The sequence below is a fragment of the Ruegeria sp. AP7 genome (assembly GCF_056539905.1).
The window spans coordinates 104,617-129,305 of record NZ_JBQFVT010000002.1; the positions used below are offsets into that span (position 1 = coordinate 104,617).

General features: G+C 57.1%; 31 protein-coding genes. 9 read left to right on the forward strand and 22 right to left on the reverse strand.

The annotated features are described in order from the left end of the window. Positions 1–16 precede the first annotated feature (16 nt). Positions 17–907: a DUF6473 family protein gene (locus ACR0KN_RS05305; protein ID WP_480651934.1), complete on the reverse strand. Its 891-nt coding sequence runs from the start codon at positions 905–907 to the stop codon at positions 17–19. Between the two features lie 91 nt (positions 908–998). On the opposite strand from ACR0KN_RS05305, the gene ACR0KN_RS05310 reads away from it, so the two are divergent. Then, the gene (locus tag ACR0KN_RS05310; RefSeq protein ID WP_480651936.1) at positions 999–1,874 is read left to right on the forward strand and encodes a 3-hydroxybutyryl-CoA dehydrogenase; all 876 of its coding nucleotides are present in this window, start codon (positions 999–1,001) and stop codon (positions 1,872–1,874) included. 79 nt (positions 1,875–1,953) lie between these two features. Here the strand turns inward: ACR0KN_RS05310 and ACR0KN_RS05315 are convergent, their stop codons facing one another. Genes ACR0KN_RS05315 through ACR0KN_RS05345 form a run of 7 tightly spaced genes read right to left on the reverse strand, consistent with a single transcriptional unit; the run spans position 1,954 to position 7,362 of the window. Next, positions 1,954–2,844 (reverse strand): lysophospholipid acyltransferase family protein, encoded by an 891-nt coding sequence (locus ACR0KN_RS05315; protein ID WP_170475877.1) that lies wholly within the window; start codon positions 2,842–2,844, stop codon positions 1,954–1,956. Positions 2,845–2,886: 42 nt separating this feature from the next. Further along, a complete protein-coding gene (locus ACR0KN_RS05320) occupies positions 2,887–3,156 on the reverse strand; it encodes an HPr family phosphocarrier protein (protein WP_010437721.1) in 270 nt (89 codons plus the stop codon). 16 nt (positions 3,157–3,172) lie between these two features. Next, a complete protein-coding gene (locus ACR0KN_RS05325; RefSeq protein ID WP_010437720.1) occupies positions 3,173–3,565 on the reverse strand; it encodes a PTS sugar transporter subunit IIA in 393 nt (130 codons plus the stop codon). Beyond that, positions 3,562–4,443 carry an RNase adapter RapZ gene (gene rapZ, locus ACR0KN_RS05330; protein WP_480651939.1) on the reverse strand — a complete coding sequence of 294 codons (882 nt, stop codon included), beginning with the start codon at positions 4,441–4,443 and terminating at the stop codon, positions 3,562–3,564. The genes ACR0KN_RS05325 and rapZ overlap by 4 nt, the downstream gene beginning before the upstream one ends. Continuing rightward, positions 4,440–4,910 (reverse strand): HPr kinase/phosphorylase, encoded by a 471-nt coding sequence (locus tag ACR0KN_RS05335; RefSeq protein ID WP_480651941.1) that lies wholly within the window; start codon positions 4,908–4,910, stop codon positions 4,440–4,442. The genes rapZ and ACR0KN_RS05335 overlap by 4 nt, the downstream gene beginning before the upstream one ends. Before the next feature lie 3 nt (positions 4,911–4,913). After that, positions 4,914–6,623 (reverse strand): ATP-binding protein, encoded by a 1,710-nt coding sequence (locus ACR0KN_RS05340; RefSeq protein WP_480651943.1) that lies wholly within the window; start codon positions 6,621–6,623, stop codon positions 4,914–4,916. A gap of 34 nt (positions 6,624–6,657) precedes the next feature. Further along, positions 6,658–7,362, reverse strand: a complete 705-nt coding sequence (locus ACR0KN_RS05345; protein ID WP_170475869.1) for a response regulator — start codon at positions 7,360–7,362, stop codon at positions 6,658–6,660. A 344-nt stretch (positions 7,363–7,706) separates the two neighbouring features. Here ACR0KN_RS05345 and ACR0KN_RS05350 point away from each other — a divergent pair, with 344 nt between their 5' ends. The 3 genes from ACR0KN_RS05350 to ACR0KN_RS05360 all read left to right on the forward strand — a co-directional run bounded on the left by ACR0KN_RS05350 (position 7,707) and on the right by ACR0KN_RS05360 (position 10,495). Then, positions 7,707–9,305 carry a phosphoenolpyruvate carboxykinase gene (locus ACR0KN_RS05350; RefSeq protein ID WP_480651945.1) on the forward strand — a complete coding sequence of 533 codons (1,599 nt, stop codon included), beginning with the start codon at positions 7,707–7,709 and terminating at the stop codon, positions 9,303–9,305. Between the two features lie 324 nt (positions 9,306–9,629). Next, positions 9,630–9,920 carry a hypothetical protein gene (locus ACR0KN_RS05355; RefSeq protein WP_480651947.1) on the forward strand — a complete coding sequence of 97 codons (291 nt, stop codon included), beginning with the start codon at positions 9,630–9,632 and terminating at the stop codon, positions 9,918–9,920. A gap of 32 nt (positions 9,921–9,952) precedes the next feature. Further along, entirely contained in the window at positions 9,953–10,495 is a 543-nt protein-coding gene (locus ACR0KN_RS05360; RefSeq protein ID WP_480651949.1) for a hypothetical protein, read from the forward strand. On the opposite strand, the gene ACR0KN_RS05365 is transcribed toward ACR0KN_RS05360, so the two are convergent. Next, positions 10,492–11,256, reverse strand: a complete 765-nt coding sequence (locus ACR0KN_RS05365; protein ID WP_170475865.1) for a sulfite exporter TauE/SafE family protein — start codon at positions 11,254–11,256, stop codon at positions 10,492–10,494. The two genes, ACR0KN_RS05360 and ACR0KN_RS05365, sit on opposite strands and share 4 nt — an antisense overlap. A gap of 144 nt (positions 11,257–11,400) precedes the next feature. On the opposite strand from ACR0KN_RS05365, the gene ACR0KN_RS05370 reads away from it, so the two are divergent. The 3 genes from ACR0KN_RS05370 (at position 11,401) to ACR0KN_RS05380 (ending at position 14,255) form a co-directional block, all read left to right on the forward strand. After that, positions 11,401–13,092 carry an acyl-CoA dehydrogenase family protein gene (locus ACR0KN_RS05370; protein WP_480651951.1) on the forward strand — a complete coding sequence of 564 codons (1,692 nt, stop codon included), beginning with the start codon at positions 11,401–11,403 and terminating at the stop codon, positions 13,090–13,092. A gap of 215 nt (positions 13,093–13,307) precedes the next feature. Beyond that, complete coding sequence (locus ACR0KN_RS05375; RefSeq protein WP_480651953.1) at positions 13,308–13,853, forward strand: hypothetical protein; 546 nt, start codon at positions 13,308–13,310, stop codon at positions 13,851–13,853. Positions 13,854–13,865: 12 nt separating this feature from the next. Then, the gene (locus ACR0KN_RS05380) at positions 13,866–14,255 is read left to right on the forward strand and encodes an META domain-containing protein (RefSeq protein ID WP_480651955.1); all 390 of its coding nucleotides are present in this window, start codon (positions 13,866–13,868) and stop codon (positions 14,253–14,255) included. Here ACR0KN_RS05380 and recO read toward each other — a convergent pair. Beyond that, positions 14,239–14,964, reverse strand: a complete 726-nt coding sequence (recO, locus tag ACR0KN_RS05385; RefSeq protein ID WP_480651957.1) for a DNA repair protein RecO — start codon at positions 14,962–14,964, stop codon at positions 14,239–14,241. The genes ACR0KN_RS05380 and recO overlap by 17 nt on opposite strands. Positions 14,965–15,127: 163 nt before the next feature. Between recO and ACR0KN_RS05390 the strand changes: the two genes are divergently transcribed. After that, a complete protein-coding gene (locus ACR0KN_RS05390; RefSeq protein WP_010437704.1) occupies positions 15,128–15,517 on the forward strand; it encodes a VOC family protein in 390 nt (129 codons plus the stop codon). 31 nt (positions 15,518–15,548) lie between these two features. Here ACR0KN_RS05390 and ACR0KN_RS05395 read toward each other — a convergent pair whose 3' ends face one another. The 3 genes from ACR0KN_RS05395 to era form a co-directional block, all read right to left on the reverse strand. After that, positions 15,549–15,872: a SemiSWEET transporter gene (locus ACR0KN_RS05395; RefSeq protein ID WP_170475855.1), complete on the reverse strand. Its 324-nt coding sequence runs from the start codon at positions 15,870–15,872 to the stop codon at positions 15,549–15,551. A gap of 111 nt (positions 15,873–15,983) precedes the next feature. After that, on the reverse strand, positions 15,984–16,313 hold the full coding sequence (locus ACR0KN_RS05400; protein WP_480651959.1) for a DUF1491 family protein: 330 nt from the start codon (positions 16,311–16,313) through the stop codon (positions 15,984–15,986). Continuing rightward, the gene (gene era / locus ACR0KN_RS05405) at positions 16,310–17,218 is read right to left on the reverse strand and encodes a GTPase Era (RefSeq protein WP_480651961.1); all 909 of its coding nucleotides are present in this window, start codon (positions 17,216–17,218) and stop codon (positions 16,310–16,312) included. Before era ends, ACR0KN_RS05400 begins: the two co-directional genes overlap by 4 nt. Before the next feature lie 158 nt (positions 17,219–17,376). Here era and ACR0KN_RS05410 point away from each other — a divergent pair, with 158 nt between their 5' ends. After that, positions 17,377–18,753: a multicopper oxidase family protein gene (locus tag ACR0KN_RS05410; RefSeq protein ID WP_480652411.1), complete on the forward strand. Its 1,377-nt coding sequence runs from the start codon at positions 17,377–17,379 to the stop codon at positions 18,751–18,753. A 2-nt stretch (positions 18,754–18,755) separates the two neighbouring features. Here ACR0KN_RS05410 and ACR0KN_RS05415 read toward each other — a convergent pair whose 3' ends face one another. From ACR0KN_RS05415 to ACR0KN_RS05455, 9 genes are read right to left on the reverse strand one after another with little or no spacing between them, the layout of a single operon-like run. After that, positions 18,756–19,268, reverse strand: coding sequence for a GNAT family N-acetyltransferase (locus tag ACR0KN_RS05415; RefSeq protein ID WP_480651963.1), 513 nt, complete (start codon positions 19,266–19,268; stop codon positions 18,756–18,758). A 19-nt stretch (positions 19,269–19,287) separates the two neighbouring features. Further along, the gene (rnc, locus tag ACR0KN_RS05420; RefSeq protein ID WP_480651965.1) at positions 19,288–19,965 is read right to left on the reverse strand and encodes a ribonuclease III; all 678 of its coding nucleotides are present in this window, start codon (positions 19,963–19,965) and stop codon (positions 19,288–19,290) included. Then, positions 19,962–20,801: a signal peptidase I gene (lepB, locus tag ACR0KN_RS05425; RefSeq protein WP_170543061.1), complete on the reverse strand. Its 840-nt coding sequence runs from the start codon at positions 20,799–20,801 to the stop codon at positions 19,962–19,964. Before lepB ends, rnc begins: the two co-directional genes overlap by 4 nt. Before the next feature lie 59 nt (positions 20,802–20,860). Continuing rightward, the gene (gene acpS / locus ACR0KN_RS05430; RefSeq protein ID WP_480651967.1) at positions 20,861–21,280 is read right to left on the reverse strand and encodes a holo-ACP synthase; all 420 of its coding nucleotides are present in this window, start codon (positions 21,278–21,280) and stop codon (positions 20,861–20,863) included. A 1-nt stretch (position 21,281) separates the two neighbouring features. Then, positions 21,282–22,259 carry an NADPH:quinone reductase gene (locus tag ACR0KN_RS05435; protein ID WP_480651968.1) on the reverse strand — a complete coding sequence of 326 codons (978 nt, stop codon included), beginning with the start codon at positions 22,257–22,259 and terminating at the stop codon, positions 21,282–21,284. Positions 22,260–22,275: 16 nt separating this feature from the next. Then, positions 22,276–22,602 (reverse strand): Dabb family protein, encoded by a 327-nt coding sequence (locus tag ACR0KN_RS05440; RefSeq protein ID WP_480651970.1) that lies wholly within the window; start codon positions 22,600–22,602, stop codon positions 22,276–22,278. Between the two features lie 16 nt (positions 22,603–22,618). Further along, positions 22,619–23,242, reverse strand: coding sequence for a LysE family translocator (locus ACR0KN_RS05445; RefSeq protein WP_480651972.1), 624 nt, complete (start codon positions 23,240–23,242; stop codon positions 22,619–22,621). Next, the gene (locus tag ACR0KN_RS05450; protein WP_170543051.1) at positions 23,239–23,985 is read right to left on the reverse strand and encodes a pyridoxine 5'-phosphate synthase; all 747 of its coding nucleotides are present in this window, start codon (positions 23,983–23,985) and stop codon (positions 23,239–23,241) included. Before ACR0KN_RS05450 ends, ACR0KN_RS05445 begins: the two co-directional genes overlap by 4 nt. Next, positions 23,978–24,676, reverse strand: coding sequence for a DUF2062 domain-containing protein (locus ACR0KN_RS05455; protein WP_010437684.1), 699 nt, complete (start codon positions 24,674–24,676; stop codon positions 23,978–23,980). The genes ACR0KN_RS05450 and ACR0KN_RS05455 overlap by 8 nt, the downstream gene beginning before the upstream one ends. Positions 24,677–24,689 lie beyond the last annotated feature (13 nt).

The following is a 24,689-nucleotide window of genomic DNA, read 5'->3' on the forward strand; positions in this document are numbered from 1 at the left end:
TTGGCGGGCCTTTTCTCTAAATACCCAAGTCTCTGATCGCACGGGTCAAAGCGTCTGCGATTCTGCGATGTGTGGCAGGGCCGATCATATGTTCAGCAATTGGCTGCTGCAGAGTGCCAAGTAACATATCCTCAAGCTCATCAGATGCGCCTGATACCTGCACATGCAGAGTAATGAGGCCAGCGCTTTGAGGCACCAACGCTTCGACACTTGATATATCCAACGCGACGGGATCATCCGATACCGAGCCCAGCGCGTGATGATCTGCTCTCAATTCGAGCAACATAACCGGAGGCTTAACTTTGCGCAGAAAAGTACCGAGCCTTTCAACCCAACCTTTGCGCAGCTCTTGCTCAACCATCTCAAAGCGCGCATCTGTATGCGCCTTCAAACGGCTCAACAGATGACGAACAAAGTGGACATTGGTGAAGTCCATCTCGGGATACAACCCCACCAATTCCGACGTTGGTGCAACGAAACGGTCATTACGACGAGGATGAACTCGATAGAACCGGTTGGTCTGGCCCAGCAAACCAGGCAACTGCAAAACACAAAGCTCTGACCGGTTCGCGAGTTCGAGCAGCCCGGCATCTCGTGTCAACGAATCGAGGCCACAAAACAGACTACCAAAGTTGAGACACCGGCGCTGTAGGCGGTGCTCGAGTATTGAGGGATACGGTGCCTCAACAAAACGACCAAATGTCTCCTCGCCCCCGAAGCACGCCACGTAAGGCCTCTCCAAAGCTCTTTGCGGACCTCTATATCGCAATTTCGAGGTCCCATAGGTGCACGTTGTTTCAACGGAACCATCCGCGTTGATTGATTGATAGCTCATCACACTCACCCAAATTTTCACCCAGTTGCCATTTTGCCGCCGCAAGTCTTGCGAAAATCCTAATGCGCGCATTTGAAGCGAATTTGATCGGGCCGATCCCCTTGCCGCCCGCGCCGAAGTGCCGATAATGTCGCCCGTATCCTGCGAACAAGGACATCAGAATATGGACGTAAAATCAGTCGGAGTGATCGGCGCTGGACAAATGGGCAACGGGATCGCTCATGTGATGGCGCTGGCAGAGTATGATGTTCTTCTGAACGATATCAGCCAGGATGCCTTAGATGGTGCAATCTCGACAATCGAAACTAATCTGGTGCGGCAAGCGTCGCGCGGCAAGATATCAGACGGGGCGGTAAAAGCCGCCTTGGGGCGGATCACCACGACCCTAAACCTACCGGATCTGGGGCAGACCGACCTTGTGATCGAAGCTGCAACCGAGCGGGAAACGGTGAAGCAGGCGATCTTTGAGGATCTGCTGCCTCATTTGCAACCTCACACAATACTGACCTCGAATACATCTTCGATTTCCATCACCCGGTTGGCCAGCCGTACGGATCGGCCTGAACGCTTCATGGGGTTTCATTTCATGAACCCGGTGCCAGTGATGCAATTGGTCGAATTGATCCGGGGTATTGCCACGGATGAGGCAACGTTCAACGCCTGCAAGGCTGTTGTGGACCGATTGGGAAAGACCTCAGCCAGCGCCGAGGATTTTCCGGCCTTTATCGTCAATCGGATCCTGATGCCGATGATCAATGAGGCGGTCTACACGCTTTATGAAGGCGTCGGCAGCGTTCAGTCCATCGACCAATCCATGAAGCTGGGCGCCAATCACCCTATGGGGCCGTTGGAGCTGGCGGATTTCATTGGCCTAGATACGTGTCTTGCGATCATGAATGTGCTGCACGATGGTCTGGCTGATACCAAGTATCGTCCATGCCCGCTGCTGACGAAATATGTCGAGGCTGGTTGGCTGGGGCGCAAGACCGAACGAGGGTTCTACGATTACCGCGGTGAAGTTCCGGTTCCGACGCGATAGTGCATAAGAGGGCCAGCCCTCTCTTGAGCCCGCGGCTCAATTCACTCCCGAGATTTTTATGGCCAGATGAAGAGACGGATCAGTGTTTGCCCAGAGCAAGCGTGTGATCGCGGAGCCAAGCCATGAAACCACGTGGGTCGCGTTCCAAAAGCGCCATATCTTCATCTGAAACCGGGTCGCCTATAACCGGAGACTGCGGCTTGTTGCAGGAGCGGACAATTTCGTGCAGCAAAAGACCTTGGCGAAGTATAGGCGAAAGCCGATTGGCGATCTGGTACCAACGCGAGTTGCTGCCGGGGAAGAAGATCGGCACCACTTTTGCGCCCGAGCGGCGGATCATCTTGGCAGTAAAGACGTTCCACTCCCGCTCGATCGCAGGGCCGAACCAATCATCCGATGACATCACAACACCTGAAGGGAACAGAGCGACCACGCCGCCATCGGCCAGGTGCTTCATCGTCTTGCTGCGCATTTCAAGCATCTTGGCCTGCGCTTCGGGGTCGTGCGGAAACGGCACCGGGATCATGAACGAGGTTGCTGCCTCATCCAAACCGGTCAGAACCGAACGGGTCAGAATACGATAATCACTACGAACCTGACCTATGAGTTCGGCAAGGATCATGCCATCAACCATGCCGTGCGGGTGGTTGGCGACAACCACAACCGGACCCTCTTTTGGGATACGAGCGATCTGTTCGGCGGGGGTGGTAAGGTTGATGCCCATAATTTTGAGCGCACCGCCCCAGAATTTCTGGCCCCGGTAATGTTCGTTCTGCTTTTCGAACTTGTTGACCATACGCAGAATGGTCAGCTTGCCGGTACACCATTCGATCGCGCGAATGGCGGTGGACGTCCAGGCATCGTCAAACGAGTTGGCGTAGGTCAGCGTTCTGCGGTCGTAGATTTCACCCTGGTCGGTGTCTTGATCTGCGACTGGGCCGGTCTTTGTTTCGTGCGTGGTTTCCGCCAATTGCCTGGTCTTTCCGTCCTTGATATCGTCGCAGTTACGCTATCAGAACCCTTCGCCGAACTTGTCGTTCACCAGGGTTTCCAACGCTTCTGCCAACGCCTCAGCATCCGGGCCGGACGTCTCGACGTCAATAGTAGTTCCGCGCGACGCTGCCAACATCAAAAGGCCCATGATACTGTCACCCGAGGCAGAAAGCCCGTCGCGCGACACCTCGGCACGTGCGTCAAAGCCTTCGACCACCTCAACCAGCTTGGCTGAGGCGCGGGCATGTAGGCCTTTTTCATTTATTATTTTCAAACTCTTGGTCGTCATATGATTGTATCCGGTATCAATCCAGCGTCACATTTTGCGCATTGATGTATTTTCGACCAGCTTCCAGTGCTAAACGCACGGCTTCGGCCAGCGGCAGATGGCGACTTTTGGCCAGTTTAATGAGCATCGGTAGGTTAGCTCCGTAAAGGATTCGCCGATCCTGCGGTGCACACGCACGTAAGCTGAGATTCGAGGGGCTGCCGCCATACAGGTCGGTCACAACGACAACGCCATCGCCCATATCGACCTTGTCAGCAGCACGACATATCTCAGCTTGTTTTGCCTCGCGATCATGATCAGCTTCGATCGGGATAGCCACCAACCCGGGCTGTTTTCCAACTACATGTTGTGTGGCCGCAAGATATTCGCGCGCCAAACCGCCATGTGCAACAATTACGATCCCGATCACTTCGGCCTCACATTCAATGCGCGTCGTTCCATTTCGCGGTGCCTAATTGCCACCTGCTGGCCCCCTTCCGCAAGGGTCTTTGCAACCGCTTCGGCCACAGTGACCGAGCGATGTTGCCCTCCGGTGCACCCGAAGGCGATCGAGAGGTGCGCCTTACCTTCTTCACGGAACGCGGGAAGCAATTCGATCAACAGATCAACAACCCGATCAAAGAATGCCTCAAAGTTCGGATCTGACCGAACATAGGCTGCCACATCCGAATTTCGCCCATCGGCATCACGCAGTTCAGGCCGCCAATAGGGATTGGTCAAAAACCTGCAATCAAACACCATATCCAAACCACGCGGCAAACCCCGTTTGTACGAGAAGGATTCGATCGAAACCGCCAGATGACGCCCCCCCTTAGGGGCGAACCAGCGCTCGACTTCCTCGCGCAACTGGTGAACATTCAGCGTTCGGGTATCGATCAGCGTATCGGCAACCTCGCGAATGGGGGCCAGCAGTTCTTTTTCCTGCCGGATGCCCGTTTCCGGACTGGCATCCGCAGCGACCGGGTGGCGGCGGCGTGTTTCCGAGAACCGGCGCAGCAGCACTTCGTCGCTGCAATCCAGATAGAGAATCGTGAGGTCGACATCTTCCATCCTGCCCAGTTTGGCGGCAAGTTCGATGAACCCGATGGTCGAAAAATCACGATTGCGCGTATCGATACCCAAGGCCATTGGGCGCGTCGGCTCTGAGCTGTCCACCAGACGAACCAGCAATTCCATTGGTAAATTATCAATCGCCTCAAATCCAAGATCTTCCAGTACGTGGATCGCGGTCGAACGCCCGGCCCCTGAGGGGCCCGTAACCAATACGACGCGCGTTTGTGCTGTCATGAATTCGGCCATTCCGGGGCCACGCGCCCCATTTTCACAAGTTGAATTAGTCCTGCGGCCAAATTGGGCACCCCAGCGCCCCGAAGCAAGGGAACAGTTCGCTTCAGCACGCAAACGTCAGAAGGCTCGGGCAAACGCGCCGAAGCTGTTTGATCCAGATCCACGATATAAGCCAACGGGACGGGGCCCACGCTAGCGGCCCGTAACAACCCAATACCACGCGCCTCAATCAAACCTTTGATTGGCGCGACTGCATTTGCCACAACCTGATCGTTCTGCACAAACATATCGACCTGGTCATCTCCAACCAGCTGAGCACCCAGCGCCATCATCTGCAATGCCAACCCAGATTTTCCTGCACCCGAAGCACCAACGATCAACACCCCAGCACCTTGCACCGCCACGCAAGTGGCGTGAATGCAAGCCGTCCTTTGATCTGCGATATCCTGGAGCGGGATCGCGTTCATGGTCTAGACAGGAAGCCCGACCACAAACCGTGCGCCCAGCGGGTCCGAAGTGATATCGGCTTCGGTCGGGCGAATGTTTTCGGCCCAGATTACTCCACCATGCGCCTCGACGATCTGCTTCGAAATTGCCAAGCCGAGGCCCGAGTTGTTGCCGAAATGCTCTTCGGGGCGTTGTGAATAAAAGCGTTTGAATATCTTGGTCAGAGCCTGATCAGGGATGCCCGGGCCGGTATCTTCAACGACAACCAGCACACGATTGTCGCGACGGCGGACCCAGACGCGAATGGCGTCATTGTCTTCGCAGAAGGAAATCGCGTTGGTAATCAGATTGACAAAAACCTGTGCCAATCGCGCCTCGAGCCCGTTGACCACGATAGGCCCTGCCGGAAAATCAGTGATGTAGTCGATCCCCTTCGAACGGGCGTCTTCACCCAGAAATTGGCTGATATTCCCAAGTAGATTGAGCAGATCAAAGGGCTGCTCTTCTTCTTTTACAAGCTCCGCATCCAGCCGGGACGCGTTCGAGATGTCACTGACAAGACGGTCCAGTCGCCGCACGTCATGTTCGATAACACCCAGCAATTTTTCGCGCTGGTCATCACGTTTAACCATGCGCATGGTTCCGACGGCAGATTGCAAACTGGCGAGAGGGTTTTTGATTTCATGCGCAACATCTGCCGCAAACTGTTCATTTGCGTCGATGCGGTTGTAAAGCGCGGAGACCATCCCGCGCAAAGCTTTGCTTAGGCGACCGATCTCATCCGGTCGGGCGCTGAGATCGGGGATACGGATACGGCCCGGATTTACCCCCGCGCCCCGATCCTTGCCCATCTCGGCAGCGGCGGCCAGATCTGCCAGCGGGTTCGCAATGGTCGAGGCCAGAACAAGGCTCAGACCGATTGAGACCAGCAATGCAACGACAAACATCTGAAGGATGCGCTCTTGCTCTTTTCGGGCCAGCGCATCGATCTCACCTGCAGGGCCTGCCATGGCGACAGCACCAACCGGTACGTCTTCGACAAGAATTGGCGCCACGGCCACAATAACCGTCTTGCCCATGTCGTCCTGAACGGCCTGTACTTGCAGGCGACCATCCAACGCCTGCGGGATCAATTGTTGCACACGTTGCGCCAGTGTCGGCGCTTCAACATCTGTTCTGCTGCTAAAAATGGCGGACAAACCATTCCAAACCACATTAAGCGCATCGCTGATCAAAGTGTTGCCCGAGACTGTGTCAGCTTCCTGTTGCAGCAGGCTTGGCAGTTCTGAAACTGGCGACACCCCGCGTGTCCAACCAATCAGAGTTCCTGTATTATCATATACAAAAACTTCACCACCCTCGGGAAGGCTAAGCCCGGACAGGGTATCTCGCACGTCCAGCGTTGCGGAACGATTTCCCGAAGGTTGTCGAAGTTGAGTTTCAAATACGTTGCTGACGAGCTGTGCATCCCCAACCAAATCGACCGCTGTCTGCTGAACACGCTCTTTGCGCGTGTCGTCCAGATACAGCAAACCCGCCACCAGAATGACCAGGGCGATCAGGTTGAACGTAATGATCCTGCGTGCCAGAGGCGAATAGCGCAACGTAAGAAGGTTTCGTCGCGATCGCTTGGCTTGCAGTTCCGCAGACTCGGAATCTTGGGGAATGACCCAGTCATCCCCCAATACGACATCCGCGTCGCGTTCTTGGTTGGCTTGTTCAGTATCGCGCACGAGACCCCTTCGCCTTCTTCACAAACGGCCGCGCCTATTCTTCGTTGTAACGATATCCGATACCATACAGCGTTTCGATCGCCGAAAAATCCGGATCAGCGGCCCGCATCTTCTTGCGCAGGCGTTTGATATGGCTGTCGATGGTCCTGTCATCCACATAGACCTGATCATCATAAGCGACATCCATCAACTGATCACGGCTTTTTACAAATCCCGGTCGCTGTGCCAGTGCCTGCAGCAACAGGAATTCGGTTACAGTCAGAGAGACATCATTGCCTTTCCAGCTTACCGCATGACGCAGCGGGTCCATCCGCAGCTCACCGCGTTCCATTACCTTTGTGTCCCCGGTCGCAGCGCTGGTTGCATCCCCTTCTACCGCTTCCTGACGACGCAGCAGCGCTCGGATGCGCTCGACCAGAAGGCGTTGCGAGAACGGTTTCTTAACATAGTCATCTGCGCCCATCCGAAGGCCCAGAACCTCGTCGATTTCATCATCTTTTGAGGTCAGGAAGATAACCGGCATCTGCGTTTTCTGCCTGAGCCTCTGCAGCAGATCCATGCCGTCCATCCGCGGCATCTTGATATCCAGAACGGCCATATCCGGAAGTTTCTTATTGAACGCATCCAGCGCGGCCTGCCCGTCATTATATGTTTCGACCTCAAAGCCTTCGGCTTCGAGGGTCATGGATACTGACGTCAGGATATTTCTGTCGTCATCCACAAGTGCAATCTTTGACATCGGGTTCACCCCTATTCCTGCTCACTCGCGCAATAATACGCTTTTTTGTAAGACATTGTTGGCGGTTTTGAGCAACCGAATCAACTCGTAACCTCGAATCATGCCATTCTTGCGGCAGGTATGCGGCAAATTTGCCTTGCTGCGCCCAAATAGCTGCCTTGATTTACAGCAGACAAATCGTGATGGCGCTAAACCTCAGCTTGGTTGCGCTAACTCCTACCAACCCTCCTGTTCATGTCCCAAAATACCGTGATAAGAGGCGCTTGACCGCCGGCTTTTTCCGGTATCCGCCCCAATGGCGCACCCGGCCACAGGCCCTCGCGCCGCCACAGGAGAAGACACACATGACATCTGGACGGGTTAACCCGCAATTCCGCCTCGAAGATCAGGGCATCGAGGGTCTGGGCAATGTCTATTACAACTTCATGGAACCGGCGCTGATCGAAGAAGCGCTCAAGCGCGGCGAAGGCACCCTTGGCAATGGCGGCGCATTTCTGGTCACCACCGGCAAGTTCACTGGCCGCTCGCCAAAGGACAAGCACGTCGTCAAGACCGACAGCGTCGCCGACAGCATCTGGTGGGAAAACAATGCCGCGATGAGCCCCGAAGGCTTTGATGCGCTGTACGATGATATGCTGGCCCATATGAAAGGCCGCGATTACTTTGTGCAGGACCTCGTGGGCGGAGCTGATCCCAGCTATTCGATCAATGTGCGTATGGTCACTGAGTTGGCTTGGCACAATCTGTTCATCCGCCACCTGCTGCGCCGCCCGGATCGTGAGGATCTGGATGAGTTCACTGCGGATTTCACCGTCATCAATTGCCCCAGCTTTCAGGCCGACCCGGCCAAGCACAACTGCCGCAGCGAGACGGTGATTGCGATGAACTTCGATCGCAAGCTGATCCTGATCGGCGGCACCGAATATGCTGGCGAGAACAAGAAGTCGGTCTTCACCCTACTGAACTACATGCTGCCCGAAAAAGGCGTGATGCCGATGCACTGCTCGGCCAACCATGCGGTCGGCAACCCGGTCGACACCGCCGTGTTCTTCGGCCTGTCCGGCACCGGCAAGACCACCCTCTCCGCCGACCCGTCCCGCACATTGATCGGCGATGACGAACACGGCTGGTCGGATCGAGGCACCTTCAACTTCGAAGGCGGTTGCTATGCCAAGACGATCAACCTGAACGCCGAGGCCGAGCCCGAGATTTACGCGACCACCTCGAAATTCGGCACCGTGATCGAGAATATGGTCTTCGACGCTGAGACCAAAGAGCTCGATTTCAACGACGATTCTTTGACCGCAAACATGCGCTGCGCTTATCCGTTGGAGTACATTTCAAACGCCTCCAGCAACGCCCTAGGTGGACATCCCAAAAACATCATCATGCTGACCTGCGATGCATTCGGTGTTCTGCCGCCGATCGCTCGGCTGACCCCTGCACAGGCAATGTACCACTTCCTTTCTGGCTTTACCTCCAAGGTGGCCGGGACAGAGCGTGGCGTCACCGAGCCTCAGCCGACCTTCTCTACCTGCTTTGGTGCGCCCTTCATGCCGCGCCGCCCCGAAGCCTATGGCAACCTGCTGCGCGACAAGATTGCCCAGCACGGTGCAACCTGCTGGTTGGTCAACACCGGCTGGACCGGCGGCGCCTATGGCGTTGGCAGTCGGATGCCGATCAAGGCCACTCGCGCCCTGCTGACGGCGGCACTTGAAGGATCACTGACTGACGCCGAGTTCCGCAAAGACGCCAATTTCGGATTTGACGTACCTGTCTCAGTACCGGGAGTGCCCGAAGTGCTACTGGACCCGCGTCGCACCTGGGACGATCAGAAAGCGTTCGACAAGCAAGCGGAAAAGCTGGTGCAGATGTTTGCAGAAAATTTCGAACAATATCTGCCCTTCATTGATGAAGATATCAAAGCCGTTGCAATCGGCTGATTAGAAATGGGGGCCCTAGCCGCCCCCATTTCACTTAGGATTACGCAGCGGCAGCCCAATCTAACAAACAAGTTCATTGCGAGAACGCGTCATTTGCGCTATCGCAAAATACCGATGAAGAGATGGTACCGATGTTTTCTGCGGCGGCTTCCATTGAAATTGGACAGTTGGGCGACCCGGGCGATTCCACTCTCAACACGCTTCGGGCCGCACTTGAAAGTGGCGATTACTTCCACATGGGGATGGTGTTGGATAGATGTGTTTCAAAGGTCCTAGCCTTTCGACGTGCCTCGGTCTGACACGGTAGTAGATAATAGGCAAGTTATGACTGAAATTTCAAAACTCACCGAACTGCGCAAACTGATGCAGAGCATGGAACGCACCTTGGGGCTAGAAGAATTGTCCCCGGTCGAGCGGGACATCTATTACGCCGCGGAAGAGTTGTCGAAAAGCAATACCGAAGTGCGCACCTTCGGCCTGATCGAGCATACGCTGGTCAAAAGCGTTTCTCGTCCGACCTTTTTCCGCGCCCTCAAGTCTTTGGTTAAAAAGGGCTATCTTTCGCAAAGCGGAAGCGCCAATCGTGGGCGGTATTTGGTTCATGCACCCAGGTGATTGCTGCCTGAAATCTGAAAACGGCTGATCCCGTGAACAGATGGGCCTCTGACACCTTCTTTGCCTCTTTGGCCTATGTTGCGGCATCACTCGTTACATTCGAGGTTCTGATGCCGCTTCAGAACGAATTTTTTCCCGCATACCCCAGCCACGCCAGCCTGTTATTCCTGCCGCATGGCGTGCGGGTTCTGGCCGCATGGTTACTGGGGTGGCGGGCAATTTTCGCACTTTTGCCCGGCGTCTTTGTTGTCTTTGCAATGGTGGGCGGGTGGGACGTTTTCCTGCCCAGCAGATTGCTGGCAATTGCCATAGCTGTAACAATCGTGCCCGCCGTGTTTTACGCGTGCAAAGCGGCGGGATGGGATCTTTTTCCACGCGCTGATCGCAATCCCTGCTGGCCCTGCGTGATGGGAGTTGGGATTGTCACTTCGGTTTTGGTTTCAATCCTGACCAACACGGCCTTTGGCAGTACAACTGCCGAATATGTCGCGTTTCTGATTGGCGACATCTCAGGTCTGTTCTTTTTGATGTTGGGTCTCTATTTCGCGTTCCGTTTTGCTGAAAGGCGTGGTTAACCCAACAGTCCGCGCCTGAGCAAATTCAATCCGGCGATCAACAGAACCAACAGTGTAAGTTTGCGAAACTGGGTCTGATCAATCCGGTCCTGAAGGAACAGACCTCCTCGCATGCCTACAAGGGCCGGAACAACCAGCATGGCAGAGAACAATGCCGTTTCACCCCTCAGAACACCTGAACCCAAATGCGCCGCCACCAGGGCTACTGCCCCTAGGCCATAAATCACGCCCTGAACACGCATCTGATCTTTCTTGGGTGTATTCAACGCCGTCAGATAGGCCACAGTTGGTGGCCCCCATACGCCAGAGATACCCCCGACCGCGCCTGCTACAGCGCCCACCATCGCCTCGACCCCGACAGAGGGTGCCTTCAATGTAAGTCTGAGCCCAAGTATCTGAATCAGGGCAAAGAAGGTTATCGGCACGCCGAGCACCAGTAGGAAATCCTGAGGTGTCAAAATATTAATCAATTGAGCACTCGCCAGCAGGCAGATTAACCCAACTGCCAGAAATACACGGAAATTCCGAACCGATACCGCTGCGGCGGCCACGCCTTCTCGCAAGGCCTGTACACCATTAGTAACAAGGGTCGGTAGGATCAGGCCTGCCAACGCAAATTCGGGGGGCAGCATCATACTCAGCCCGGATATCAGCACCATTGGCATAGCAAACCCCACCATGCCTTTGACCCACCCCGCCACAAAAGCGACGATCAACGCTAGGTACATTTCCTGCTGTGAAATGAGCGAAAACAGATCCATCTGCCCTTCATATCAGGCCGAGATTTTTCTGCATTGCAAAAGTGATATGGTAATAATTGAACTTTTTATGTGCTATTTGTGTATTTTTGTTGCGCTGCACGTGCAGCATGATATGACCAGACGACCCAGTAAAGGACGTGATTCATGGCCCATGATGGACAGGACTTGACGAACATGATGCAGCAAGCGGTATTACCTGATCTTCTGACATTGACTGCAGCGGCCTTACCGGCGGTCGAAACTGTGTTCGACGAGGCCCGTGCATCGGTGCGTGCCATGGTCACTAGCGATGACCGCATCTCGGGCGCGTTGATCGAAGCAAACCAGACAGCCGCTCATGGTTTGGCATGGCTGGCAACTTACCGGCAATCTTTGCAGCAGATGCAACGCTGGGCCGAGGCACTTCAAGCTGAAGGTAAGTTCAGCGAGATGGAGCAGTTGCTGCACCAGATCGCCTTTGGCGAATACCTGCATCAGATCGCGGGTGGCATTCCGATGAATCAGGGTGAGGTAGTTCGTTTGCAGGACCTTGGTCTTGGCTGGGAAGCCTTGTCCGGGTTCCAGTGCCATGAAGTGCAAACCCTGATGGCGCAGGCCAATTCTCAGGCCGCGCGCACGCGTCTGGTTGAGCTTATGCAGGATCAATCCGGTGCAACCATGTTTGGCGCTTCGGGTCTGGACGAAGAGTTGGAGATGATCCGTGATCAGTTCCGCCGTTATGCGCAGGAAAAGGTCGAGCCCAACGCCCATGAATGGCACCTGAAAGACGAATTGATCCCAATTGAGATCATCGAAGAACTGGCCGAAATGGGCGTGTTCGGCCTGACCATCCCCGAGGAATTCGGCGGCTTCGGCCTGTCCAAAGCGTCGATGTGCGTGGTCTCGGAAGAGCTTTCGCGCGGTTATATCGGCGTGGGCTCATTGGGCACGCGGTCCGAGATAGCGGCTGAACTGATCATCGCGGGCGGCACAGATGAGCAAAAAGCTAACTGGCTGCCGAAACTTGCCAGTGCTGAGATCCTGCCGACCGCCGTTTTCACTGAGCCCAACACAGGATCGGATCTGGGCGGCCTGCGCACGCGTGCCGTTAAATGTGAAGATGGCAACTATAAGATAACAGGCAATAAAACATGGATCACCCACGCCGCCCGCACGCATGTGATGACCCTACTGGCGCGTACCAACCCTGATAGCTCCGATCACCGTGGTCTGTCCATGTTTCTGGCTGAAAAGACCCCCGGAACCGATGAGAACCCCTTCCCCACACCCGGTATGACAGGCGGCGAGATCGAAGTGCTGGGCTATCGTGGCATGAAAGAATACGAGCTGGGCTTCGACGGCTTTGAAGTGAAGGGGGAGAACCTGTTAGGTGGCGAAGAAGGCAAAGGTTTCAAACAGTTGATGGAGACCTTCGAGAGCGCCCGCATCCAGACCGCCGCCCGCGCCATCGGCGTCGCGCAGAGCGCTTTGGACATCGCCATGCAATACGCACAAGATAGAAAGCAGTTCGGCAAGGCGCTGATCAACTTCCCCCGCGTCTCGGGCAAGCTGGCGATGATGGCGGTTGAGATCATGATCGCACGGCAGCTCACTTATTTCTCTGCATGGGAAAAAGACCACGGCCAGCGCTGCGATCTAGAGGCCGGAATGGCCAAGCTGCTGGGGGCTCGGGTTGCTTGGGCCGCAGCGGATAATGGATTGCAGATTCATGGCGGCAATGGATTCGCTTTGGAATACAAGATCAGTCGCGTGCTGTGTGATGCACGTATTCTGAACATCTTTGAAGGTGCGGCTGAGATTCAGGCGCAAGTCATCGCGCGGCGGTTGCTGGGATAAATCCCGAACCGTTGCGGTTTCCCCAACTGAACCCGGCCTTGTGCCGGGTTTTCTTTTTCTTCCGTGTTGTACAGGCACCAAGGCGCAATGTTCCGAGTTGTACTACCTGGCTTTGTGATCGTCTGGGCAAAACTTCCCCCTCGGATCGGGGGCCGGAATCAGTTAAAGGGCGGTGAACGGAACCGGCACCTATGTCGGCCAGAGGAGACTCGAGCGTGAAGATCATCATTTCAATTTTGGCCACCTGCCTGACCCTTGCCGGGTGCGCCTCGGCCCCGACGACGACGGGCTCGAATGACGCCGACAAACTGGCGCAGGCCATTCAGCAGCTTGGTCCCGAGGTTGATCCACGCGAAGCCCGCCGCGCCGCCGAGATATCCTATGCCTATTCCAGCCAATTGAAGAAGGACTGGAACGTCACCGATCCGGCGATCATCCACAACGCAAAGGTCATAAATGGGTTTCGTGAGAAGGGCCTATGTAATGACTGGGCGCAAGCCATGACCACGCGACTGAAACAAGAAAGTTTCCGTACGCTGGATTTGCACTGGGTTACCTCCCCGCCGACGGCGTTTCGGATCATTCATCATTCGGCCCTGATCAGCGCCAAGGGTGCTCCTATGAACGAGGGCATCATCCTGGACCCGTGGCGCAACAGCGGGGTATTGTTCTGGGCACCCGTGCACGAGGATACCAAGTACAACTGGCGGCCCCGTCTTGAAGTGCGCGAAGAATTGATCAGCGGCGTGAACCCCTACTGATAGGATATTGCGATGTTACGTCTGGCCCTGCTTCTGCCTCTGACCTTGTTTCAATGCGACGAGGATGAAACCGTTGCCGCCTATGGCGCGGCGGATCAGACATGGGCACTGCAGGAAATTGACGGAGAGCCGTTCGAAGCCAGCGCATTGCTGCGCTTTCCCGAAGAGGGGCGTATAGAAGGCAATGCCCCCTGCAACACTTATTCGGGCAAGCTGAATGCCCCCTACCCTTGGTTCGAGATCGCCGATCTGGCTGCCACTCGCGCAGCCTGTGCCGGGCTTGAGGCCGAAGGTTTTTACTTCGCTGCACTGATGGCGATGACACAATCCGAAGTATCCGGCGATGTGCTGATCCTGCGCAACGAGGACGGGCACGAGATGGTATTCAAAGCCGTCGAGTAAACTGCGCCACAAAGCGTGCACGGGCATCAGGCAGCGGCGTATGGCCCAAAGCCGGGGCCAGGTGGTTTTCCAGAAAATACCCTGTTGTGCGCAGAGCCTGCGCGATCTCGGCATCCGGCGCAGCCCCTTCGCCACGCAGACAGGGGGGCAGTGGCAACAGTTTGTCGGCCCACTCCCCAGCCCCCGCTGCACTGACCGCGCGACCGGTTTTGGGCGAGACATAAATCAGCCCCTCACGCACGCCGGTCACCGCACAGGCCGACAGATTGAGGCCAAAGCCCAGCTCTTCCAGCAGCGCCAGTTCCCAGCGCAGATAAGCAAGTGGCCAAACCTCATCCTGTCCCAACAAATCCATCAACTGTTCGGTTTGCTTATAAATCGAGGGGTGTGGCTCGCGCTCGGGAAGGCAGAAGGACAATAACGCCACCACCGCGTTCAGTCCGGCCAGTGCCAACCGACCTGAAAATGCAGCAGCGGCACGGGAACGCAGGGGTTCGACCTGAAAAGTGCCCAGATGCTCTTCAAGCCGCGCACGCCAAAGTACGTCCAACTGCGCCCCCGGTTGCAAGATCGGCGCGATCTTGCGGCTAGTGCCCCCGCGCACAATACCTGCATGGCGGCCATGAGTTTCGGTAAAAACCTCGATAATGGCCGCCGTCTCACCATGGCGGCGAGAGGTCAGAAGTATGCCGTGATCACGCCAGTCCAATTTCGGCCTCGTTAGGTCACCAGATATGCCTGCAGGAAATCTTATGGCCGTTGCAGGTTCAAGGTACAAATAAGTCTGGTCGGATCAGTAGGAAAAACCGGTTGCGTGAGGTGGGTTCAGAGACTAATGTTCGCCATATGTTCTTATTGCTGGGATTTAAGAAATGTCTCTGAACTATGTCATGATCGGCTCAAATGATGTTGCCAAAGCACGCAGCTACTACGACGCGGTTGTCCCTCAGTTAGGTGGGAAAGTAATCGCCGAATACATGCCACATGCAGTTTGCTATGAGCTGCGCGGTGGCGGCAGCATGTGGGTCGCAACGCCCTTCGACAAAGAGGTTGCAACTGTCGGAAACGGCAACATGGTTGGCCTGCTATGTCAAAGCGAAGCGGAAGTACGTGAGGTGCACGCCGCCGCTATTGCCAATGGCGGTACTAACGAGGGCGATCCGGGTGAACGCCCGCAATATGGACCGAACTTCTACGGTGCCTATGCCCGCGACCCGGATGGAAACAAAATGAGCTTCGTCTATTTTAGTGAAGCAGACTGATCGCATTGTCGCCCACTGCGTAGCGGGGTTGCTAGAATGTGACCCCAGCATGGATTAAGATGCCGATGACCATCATCAGGTTCAAGATCATGGAAAGGCCGTTGCCCACATAGATGGGCAGCTTGCCGACCACCAGCCCGTAAGCGAACCACAAAAACGACAGCCCCGCATAAAGCGACCACGAGAGCAGCGACTGGCCGGTGGCGTGTTCGGAATGGGTAAAGTAAAGCTTGATCAGTTGCGGCAACGTAGCGAAGGGGCCGACCACTCCGATGAAGACCATAAAGCCTTCGAACCGCTGCATCCAATGGCCGAGATTTGACTTTTCCAGTTTCTGGGCAAGTGTTTCAGCCACTCAATTCCCCTCCTGTTCCTGCGGCACCCGATAGGCGGGTCGTTCGTTCAGCCTGTTTCAGAGCAAAATAGTCGCTTTGTGCCGGGCATCCAAGATCAATTGCTGGGCGCGCTAGTCCAAACCTTCTTCACCCAGTAAGTGCCTGCCTTGCCGGTCTTCAACCTCGATTACCCAGAGATCAGGGTCAAAACTGCGTTGGCGGGTGATGGCGTTGTCCACCTCGCCCTCGGGGCCGGAAGAGAGTGCCACCCATTTACGCTCACCGCTCATCAGATCAAAACTGCGCTGAAATGCGGTGGCCTGCCCGTCAAGCGTATTCAGCTTGATCAGCACCGCGCCGGCGGTGTCGTCACCATGGGCCACGACAAAGGCTGGTATTTCCTGAAACCGCAGCCGCGCCAGATAGGCATGCACCCAGAATTCCGCCGTAAGTCGGGTCATCCGTTACCGTCTTTGAAATCCAGACCCATTTCCGAATAACGCTCGGATTCTTCCAACCAGTTGGGCCGGACCTTCACCTGTAGGAACAGGTGGATCTTTCGGTCGAGGAATTCTTCCAGTTCCGCCCGTGCGGCCTGACTGACAGCCTTGATCGTCTCACCGCGTTTGCCCAGCACAATGCCTTTGTGACCGTCGCGCATGACATAGATGACCTGATCAATCTTGGCCGAGCCGTCCTTACGCTCTTCCCAGTTCTCGGTCTCGACGGTCAGCTGATAGGGAAGTTCCTGATGCAGGCGCAGGGTCAGCTTCTCGCGCGTCATCTCAGCGGCGATCATGCGCAAGGGCAAATCAGCGATCTGGTCTTCGGGGTAGAGCCACGGGCCTTCGGGCAGTTTCGAGGCCAGCCATTTGCGCAGATCGTCAACACCGTGGCCTTTCTCAGCCGAGATCATGAAAGTCTCGGCAAAGGGATAGCGGGCGTTCAGATCACTGGTGAGCGCCAGCAATTTCTCGGAGGGTACTTTGTCGATCTTGTTGATCGCGAGAGCGATGGTGCGGCCTTGGCCGATCTCTTCCAGACCTTCGAGGATGCGTTCAACCCCTTCAGTGATGCCACGATGCGCCTCGACCATCAGGACGACCACATCCGCGTCGGCGGCGCCGCCCCAAGCGGCGGCGACCATGGCGCGGTCCAGGCGGCGGCGGGGCTTGAACAAACCCGGCGTGTCGACAAAAACCAGTTGCGCATCACCCTCCATCGCCACGCCGCGAATGCGTGCGCGGGTGGTCTGCACCTTGTGCGTCACGATCGAGACCTTGGCCCCGACCATGCGATTCAGAAGGGTGGATTTGCCTGCGTTGGGCTCTCCGATCAGGGCGATAAATCCGGCGCGTGTGCTCATGTGTCCTGCGATCCTATTTGCAAGTGCGCACCCCTATAGCAGAATGTGCGGACGGGCCAGAGGCATTTGTCGCATTGCGGTCATGCGACAGGGGTGGCACCAAAGCAATGCGCCACGCCAATCCCAGCCAGGCGATCATCCTTTCGGAGAGGCGAGATGTGAAACGTCGGGAGTTTCTATTGGGCAGCGGGGCTGCTGCAGGTGCATTGGGACTGGGTGGGTTCGCGTTGGCGTCAAACCCGCAAGAGTTGGTGATCCAACCCGCAAGTTTTGCGCTACGTGATCAGGTGACGGACGGGATGGTCAGCCTGTCGCCGGACGCACCTCCCCCCATTCTGTATGGAAATCAGGGCGAGGTGATGCGGTTGCCGGTACGCAATACCCTGCCCGACTACACGGCGATGCACTGGCATGGCTTGCGTATTCCCAACGGGATGGACGGGGTGCCCTATTTGACCCAGATGCCGATGGGTGAGGGTGAACTTTTCGACTATGAATTCACACCCCCGGACGCGGGCACGTACTGGTACCATCCTCATTGTATGACGATGGAGCAAATGGCCCATGGTCTGACCGGGGTCATGGTGATTGCCGAGACCGAGGACCCGGGATTCGACAGCGAGCAGGTGGTCAACCTGCGCGATTTTCGGCTGGATGAGACGGGCGCGTTTCTGCCCGCCTTTACGCCGCGCGGGGCTGCACGAGCGGGGACATTTGGCAATGTGCATACTGCAAATTGGTTTCAGGCGCCGGTTTATGATCACCCCGCCGGAGGTCTGGTTCGGTTGCGCTTGGTCAACACCGATACGACCCGGATTTACAAACTGAACCTTGATCATGCTGAGGCGCAGATCATCGCATGGGACGGGCATCCGGTGGATGTAGACGTGCCGCTGCCCAGCGTTGAGGAGCCGTTGCAGCTTGGCCCCGGCCAGCGTGTCGATTTCGCGGTGAAGATGCCCGAGGATGAAGGGAAGACCGTGAACCTGATGGCGAAGCTGCCCGGTCAGCCGCTGCGGTCCATGGTCGGGTTGCAGGCGGTAGGCGCGTCTGTGGTGCGGGATATGCGAGAGCTTAAACCTCTGGCCAAAAACCCTGTTGCACGGCCCGATCTGAACAAGGCCGAGCTGCACGAGTTTGTCTTTGGTTGGACGCCAGAAGGCGGAGAACCCAATAATGGCTTTTGTGGCTCGCTGGGGTACAATTTCTGGTCGATCAATCGTAAGCCTTGGCCGGGAGATACCGCGCAGGATGTGGGACCTCTGGCCACTTTGCAGATGGGCAAAAGCTATGTTCTGCGGCTGCGCAATGAATCCCCCAACCTGCATCCGATCCATCTGCACGGATTGGTCTTTATGCCGCTTAAGTCAAACCTTCGCAAACTGCCACCGCTGATGACCGACACGATGCTATTGCTGAAAGATGAGGTGGTCGAGATCGCGCTGGTTGCGGATAATCCCGGCGATTGGGCGTTTCATTGCCATGTGATCGAACATCAGAAAACCGGATTGACCGGGTTCATTCGCGTGGTTTGATCTTACGGCGAAGTGTTCAATACCAGTACATGGTTCGGGTAGGCTTGGCCCCCGATCCGGAAATCTGTGACACCGACTTGCTCAAACCCTTTGGCTAGATAGATATCGATTGCGGTCGTGTTCTCAGAATTGGTCGTCAGCCAAATTGACTGGCGCCCTTTTTCACGGGTGTAGTCGATCGCGATGTCCAGCAGCGATGATCCGATGCCTTTACCATGATGGCGGGGCTGCACATAAAACGTCACGATCTCAAAATCGGAAAGCCCGTCCACAGGTGCAATGCGATTTTCCGCCAACCGAATGTATCCGTCGATCCCCTCTTCGTTTTCAGAGACCATCAAAAGGTCTTGGCCGTCCTGCAACAAGGCTTCGAACCGGGCGGTCGTGAACTCGGACAGTGCGAATTCGGCAAAGAAGGAATTCACGCCGCGCTTTAGGTAGGTTCCGACCCAGACCTCAATCGACAGGGCCGCGAGGCTGGCGGCATCGGCTTTCTGGGCGGGTCTGATCTTCATGATCTGGCCGCGCAGAGGATCAAGACAATTGTTCCAACAGAGCCTTTGCCGCTGCCTGTTCTGCCTGACGTTTGGAGCCAGCGGTAGCTTGTGCCTCGGTCCCGTCCTGCAGCCGCGCGGCGATGGTGAAGATCGGGGCGTGATCGGGGCCAGTGCGTTTGACTTCGACGTAAGCTGGCGGCTTCTGACCGCGGGCCTGCGCCCATTCCTGCAACGAGGTTTTGGCGTCGCGCGCGTCAGCCTCGACCTTGTGGATGCGGTCGCCCCAGAGGGCGAGGATCACGTTTCGGGCGGCCTCGAACCCTGCGTCGCGATAGATGGCAGCGATGACCGCCTCCATCGCGTCGCCCAGAAGGGCCTGTTTCCGACGGCCCCCGGAGAGCATCTCGGACCGGCCCAATTTCAGGACTGCCCCCAGATCGATCTGGCGGGCCACATCAGCACAGGCCTCTTTGCGCACGAGTGCATTGAACCGGGGGGCCAGCTGGCCTTCGGAGGCTTTTCTGTCCGCTTCAAGCAGTGCTGTGGCCATGGCTAGGCCCAACACACGGTCGCCAAGAAATTCGAGGCGCTGATTGTCGGGACGTGTGGCGGAAGACACTGAGCCATGGGTCAGCGCGCGCACCAACAGTTCGGGGTCGGAAAACTCATACCCCAAGCGTTTCTGGAACGCCTTTATCTCGGCCGATAGCTTCAATTGACCGCCTTGAAGAAGCGATCACCGCGCCATGTCCAGAAGAACAGCATCGAGCGACCTGCAGACGAGAACATGATCCGGTCGGCGCGTCCGATCAGGTTTTCGAAAGGTACAAAACCCACGCCGCCTGCGGATTGTGGTAGGCGGCTGTCAGCCGAGTTGTCGCGGTTGTCGCCCATGAAGAAATAGTGGCCTTCAGGCACAATGTAGATGCCAGTGTTGTCCGAACCCTGACTACCGATATTCAGCACATCATAGGAGACGCCGTTCGGCAGGGTTTCGATCAGGCGAGACTTTTCGCACAAACCACCGATACCCACGGGGCCGTTTTCACAGCGCGGGCGCAGACCTTGCGGGCCCTGCGGTTCGGCGATCTCGGTGAACACGCCGTCAGGTTGCTGAGGCACCGGTGTGTCATTCAGAATGATCTGGCCCTGACGAATTTGGATGCGGTCGCCCGGCAAGCCGATCAGGCGTTTGATATAGTCACGGCCAGTGATGGGATGGCGGAAGACGATGACATCACCCCGCTCAGGCTCACCGCCCAGAATGCGAGTGTTTTCATCGCCCTGCATCCAGCCACAGATATCTTCGGCATCGATGTTCAGACCGACGCTGGGGATGATCAGGCTGGGGCAGGAAGCGTAGGAGTATCCGTAAGCCATCTTGTTGACGAAGAGGAAGTCTCCGATCAGTAACGTCTGCTTCATCGAACCGGAGGGAATCCAGAACGGCTGAAAGAAAAGCGTGCGGAAAACGCCCGCGATCAGCAGGGCGTAGACGATGGTTTTGATCGTCTCCCAAACGGCGTTTCCGGATTTGGCTTCCTCGGCCATACTGCTCTCTCCAGTCTATGCGTGGTTGGGGTGCTACATGCGTGTCAGGTGGGGGCAAGTCAAGGCTGCGCGGGCGCTTCTTGAAGCGGTCGGGCCTCTATCACCACAAAGGCCTGCGCCCAGGGGTGATCATCGGTCAGGGTGACGTGGATGATGGCCTCATGCCCTTCGGGGGTCAGTTCTTTCAGGCGCTCAGCGGCCCAGCCGGTGACATGCATAACGGGTTGGCCTGTGCGCAGGTTGGTCACCGCCATGTCCTTCCAGGCGATGCCCATGCGTAGACCGGTGCCCAAGGCTTTCGAGCACGCCTCTTTCGCGGCCCAGCGCTTGGCATAGGTTCCAGCGGTGTCAGCGCGGCGTTCGGCCTTGCGCTGCTCGGTTTCGGTGAAAACGCGGTTGCGGAACCGGTCGCCGAACCGGTCGAGCGTGCCTTGAATGCGTTCGATATTGGCGAGGTCGGTGCCGATGCCGAGGATCATGTCAGACCTCCAACACCACGGTGCCCAGCTTTTGTCCGGCCTCGACCATCTGGTGGGCGATGGCCGCATCGTTGAGGTTTCCACCGGGAACAACGGCGTGAGACAATGCGCCCTGTTCCAGCCACACACCCAACTGCGCCTCGCCGCGACGGCGGGCCGCGGCGTCGAGTTGGTAGACGATCAGCATATGCAGGCGGATGTTCTTGAACATGAAGCCGTAGAAATCCAGTTCCGGCTTCATTTGTGAGGCCGAGGCATAACTGGCGATGGTGCCGCCGGGGCGGATCATCGAAAGGGAAGCGGGCTGGTTGGCGGCGAAATCGACCTCGACGATGCGGTCTACACCTGCGCCGTTGGTCATGCCCATCACCGCCTCGGCCACGTCTTGCGTGCGGTAGTTGACCCACTCTGTCGCGCCAGAATGGGCGGCTTTTTCATCTGAACTGACGGTGGTGATAACGCGCGCGCCGCCCAGCGCTGCCATCTGGCAGGCGTAGCGCCCGACCGTGCCAGCTCCGCCGGTGACAAGCACGGTTTTGTCGGTGATGGAGCCGTCGCAATAGAGCGCGTACCACGCAGTCATGGCAGGGATGCCAAAACACGCGCCTTCGGCAAAGCTGGTGGTGTCGGGCAGAAACACAGCCTGATCGGCAGGCAGCGCGATGTATTCGGCCCCGGTGCCCAAGGCGCGTTGCCATTGGCCGTTCCAGATCCAGACACGTTCGCCGACGCGCGCGGGATCAACCCCTTCGCCTACGGCCTCAATCACCCCGGCCCCGTCCGAATGGGGAACAATCATCGGGTATTGCATCACCGCACCCGGGCGCGCGCCACTGCGCAGCTTGACATCTGAGGGGTTGATGCCGCTGGCGTGGACACGGACCAGAACATCGCCTGCGCCAGGCTCAGGCGTGGGCAGCTCGACCAACTCAAGGACATCCGCCGCCGCACCAAATCCGCGATAGGTGATTGCTTTCATGACAGTTCCTCGTCTCCTATTGGCCCGCCGCGTCGGGCATTTCCAGATCGAACACCAGGACGCCCTCGGCCCCGTTCTTACACAGAGCGACAAGCCGTGCGCCCAGCCGCTTATGAGTTTCGTCACTGGCATAACGCCGCAGGTCGACCTCAGCCGCGAAATCCAGCGTGAAGCCGTAGGGATAGTCCGGGGATTTTGCCTCAAAGTCGCGATTTGCGCCGTGGATGAAGCCACCGCAGCCCGGCAAGCGGTCTGCGACCGCGCTCAGCCCATCCATCACTGCGGCAAGCTCTACCGCGTCATGATCGGGCCTGAGGCGCAGCATCACGCAATGTCGGATCATCCTTGCACCCCAGAGGTCATGACAAGCGCACCGTGAGGATCTTGTAGCTGGCAACGCCAAAGAAGCCCGCGAAGGCGAAATCAAACCAACGGCGGGCGCGGCGATAGGCGTTGACCATGCGTGCAGAGGAGAACAGGAAAGCGTAGCCGATGAAGATCAGCTGCGACCCTGCATAGAGCATGGCGAAATAGCCCAGCAGCATAGCAAGGCTCGCATCGTTGGGCGCGACGATGGCGTAGATCGAGCCCCAGCTCAGGATCGCCTTTGGATTGGTCAAGTGGATCGCCGCCCCTTTGGCGAAGATGGTGGACAGAGTGCCGGTGACCGGGTTGCCCAAAGCAACCTCATCCGAGGACAGCGCGCGGCGCAGGGCCTTGAACGCCAGCCAGCCCAGATAAGCGACGCCGATATAGCGGATCACCTCAAACACCCAGACATTGGCCTGCATGATCGCAGACAACCCCAAAGCTGCGGCAATCCCCCACGCAGCAGAACCCGCACAGATACCCAGCGCAAAGGTCAGACCGGCGGTGCGGCCCTCATTCATCGCAGTACCCGCGATGCCCATCGTGGCAGTGCCCGGAGAGCCCCCAGCCATCAGCCCGGCAATCCAGATCGCCACAAAACCAGGGGTGATCATGCCCGCGCCTCGTCCATCAGGCGGCGCATTTCGTGGACCGCTGGTGTAAGGCCGCGGAAGATGGACTCGCCGATCAGGAAGTGGCCTATATTCAGCTCGCGCACTTCGGGGAAGGCGGCGACGGGTTGCACGGTTTCATAGGTCAGGCCGTGGCCTGCGTGAACCTCAAGGCCTAGTGAATGGGCATAGGCGGACATTTCGCGCAGGGCTTCGAGCTCGCGCGCGGATTCGTCCGGTTTGCCCTCGGCATGGAAATCGCAATAGGCGCCGGTGTGCAGCTCGATCACCTCGGCCCCGATGCGATGGGCGGCGTCGATCTGGCGCTGATCTGCGGCGATGAAAATCGACACGCGGCAACCGGCATCGCGCAGCGGCGCAATGAAATGGGCCAGCTTGTTTTCTTCGCGCGCAACTTCGAGCCCGCCTTCGGTTGTGCGTTCCTCGCGCTTTTCTGGAACGATGCAGACAGCGTGTGGCTTATGGCGCAGGGCGATTTTCTGCATCTCGTCCGTCGCGGCCATCTCGAAGTTCAGCGGTACCGACAAGATGTCCATCAACCCGTCGATATCGGCATCCGAGATGTGGCGGCGATCTTCTCGCAGATGTGCTGTGATGCCATCGGCCCCGGCCTCTTCCGCGATCCGGGCGGCGCGTAGTGGGTCGGGATAGGCCCCGCCGCGCGCATTCCGCACGGTGGCTACGTGGTCGATATTCACGCCCAGACGCAAACGGTTGTCAGACATCTTTCGAATCCTTCATTGTCCCTGAAGACGAGCCTAGTGGGTTTGTCACTGAAACGTCAGCCTCTGCCTGTGCCAAACGTTTGATTTGTTCAAACTTTGCTTTGATCCGGGAGCGGCGGCGCTGCTGGTATGTGCGGATCAGCGGCAGGCTGAGATAGCCGCAGACAACACCGGCCACAATGCCCGGAATGACACCGCCAACCATGTAAGGAAAGAACACATCGTCATAGAAGCGGCTGAGCCCATGCCAGTCAGCTTCGCGACCGGTGAACATCGCAATGCAATTGTCTTTGAGATCACCCATTGCATCGGCGAACTTCCCCATCAACCCGTGCGTGTCGTGCTCACGATATCGGGTACCCAACAGGAAATGCCCGGTTTGCAAGCTCACCACCCCGATCGGCACATAGGTCAGAGGATTGCCGAAGAATGTTCCGCTGAGGGCAGCCAATATGTTGCCATTGAGCAATCGAGCCAGCACGGCGGCGACGAGAAAATGCAAGCCATAAAATGGTGTAAACGAGGCAAAAACCCCTGCCCCGATGCCACGCGCGATGCGTTCAGGGGTGTCAGGCAGGCGGCGCACCCGATGTTTGACATAGTGAAAGGCACGGGTCCATCCGCCGCGCGGATAAACAAACTCTGACGCGACTTGGACAGGCGAGCGGCGATCTCGGCGCTTGAAAACCACTCGTGATCACCCC

Coding starts and splice junctions, on each gene's coding strand:
- ACR0KN_RS05365 (WP_170475865.1), bottom strand. CDS start 11,256: ATGGATCTGTTTTCGCTCATTTCACAGCAGGAAATGTACCTAGCGTTG.
- ACR0KN_RS05320 (WP_010437721.1), bottom strand. CDS start 3,156: ATGACGACCAAGAGTTTGAAAATAATAAATGAAAAAGGCCTACATGCC.
- ACR0KN_RS05445 (WP_480651972.1), bottom strand. CDS start 23,242: ATGATCACCCCTGGTTTTGTGGCGATCTGGATTGCCGGGCTGATGGCT.
- ACR0KN_RS05440 (WP_480651970.1), bottom strand. CDS start 22,602: ATGATCCGACATTGCGTGATGCTGCGCCTCAGGCCCGATCATGACGCG.
- ACR0KN_RS05400 (WP_480651959.1), bottom strand. CDS start 16,313: ATGACCCGACTTACGGCGGAATTCTGGGTGCATGCCTATCTGGCGCGG.
- ACR0KN_RS05355 (WP_480651947.1), top strand. CDS start 9,630: ATGACTGAAATTTCAAAACTCACCGAACTGCGCAAACTGATGCAGAGC.
- rapZ (WP_480651939.1), bottom strand. CDS start 4,443: ATGACAGCACAAACGCGCGTCGTATTGGTTACGGGCCCCTCAGGGGCC.
- ACR0KN_RS05435 (WP_480651968.1), bottom strand. CDS start 22,259: ATGAAAGCAATCACCTATCGCGGATTTGGTGCGGCGGCGGATGTCCTT.
- era (WP_480651961.1), bottom strand. CDS start 17,218: ATGAGCACACGCGCCGGATTTATCGCCCTGATCGGAGAGCCCAACGCA.
- ACR0KN_RS05370 (WP_480651951.1), top strand. CDS start 11,401: ATGGCCCATGATGGACAGGACTTGACGAACATGATGCAGCAAGCGGTA.
- acpS (WP_480651967.1), bottom strand. CDS start 21,280: ATGATCCTCGGCATCGGCACCGACCTCGCCAATATCGAACGCATTCAA.
- ACR0KN_RS05415 (WP_480651963.1), bottom strand. CDS start 19,268: ATGAAGATCAGACCCGCCCAGAAAGCCGATGCCGCCAGCCTCGCGGCC.
- ACR0KN_RS05380 (WP_480651955.1), top strand. CDS start 13,866: ATGTTACGTCTGGCCCTGCTTCTGCCTCTGACCTTGTTTCAATGCGAC.
- ACR0KN_RS05450 (WP_170543051.1), bottom strand. CDS start 23,985: ATGTCTGACAACCGTTTGCGTCTGGGCGTGAATATCGACCACGTAGCC.
- ACR0KN_RS05335 (WP_480651941.1), bottom strand. CDS start 4,910: ATGAACGCGATCCCGCTCCAGGATATCGCAGATCAAAGGACGGCTTGC.
- ACR0KN_RS05305 (WP_480651934.1), bottom strand. CDS start 907: ATGCGCGCATTAGGATTTTCGCAAGACTTGCGGCGGCAAAATGGCAAC.
- ACR0KN_RS05310 (WP_480651936.1), top strand. CDS start 999: ATGGACGTAAAATCAGTCGGAGTGATCGGCGCTGGACAAATGGGCAAC.
- ACR0KN_RS05390 (WP_010437704.1), top strand. CDS start 15,128: ATGTCTCTGAACTATGTCATGATCGGCTCAAATGATGTTGCCAAAGCA.
- ACR0KN_RS05350 (WP_480651945.1), top strand. CDS start 7,707: ATGACATCTGGACGGGTTAACCCGCAATTCCGCCTCGAAGATCAGGGC.
- lepB (WP_170543061.1), bottom strand. CDS start 20,801: ATGGCCGAGGAAGCCAAATCCGGAAACGCCGTTTGGGAGACGATCAAA.
- ACR0KN_RS05345 (WP_170475869.1), bottom strand. CDS start 7,362: ATGTCAAAGATTGCACTTGTGGATGACGACAGAAATATCCTGACGTCA.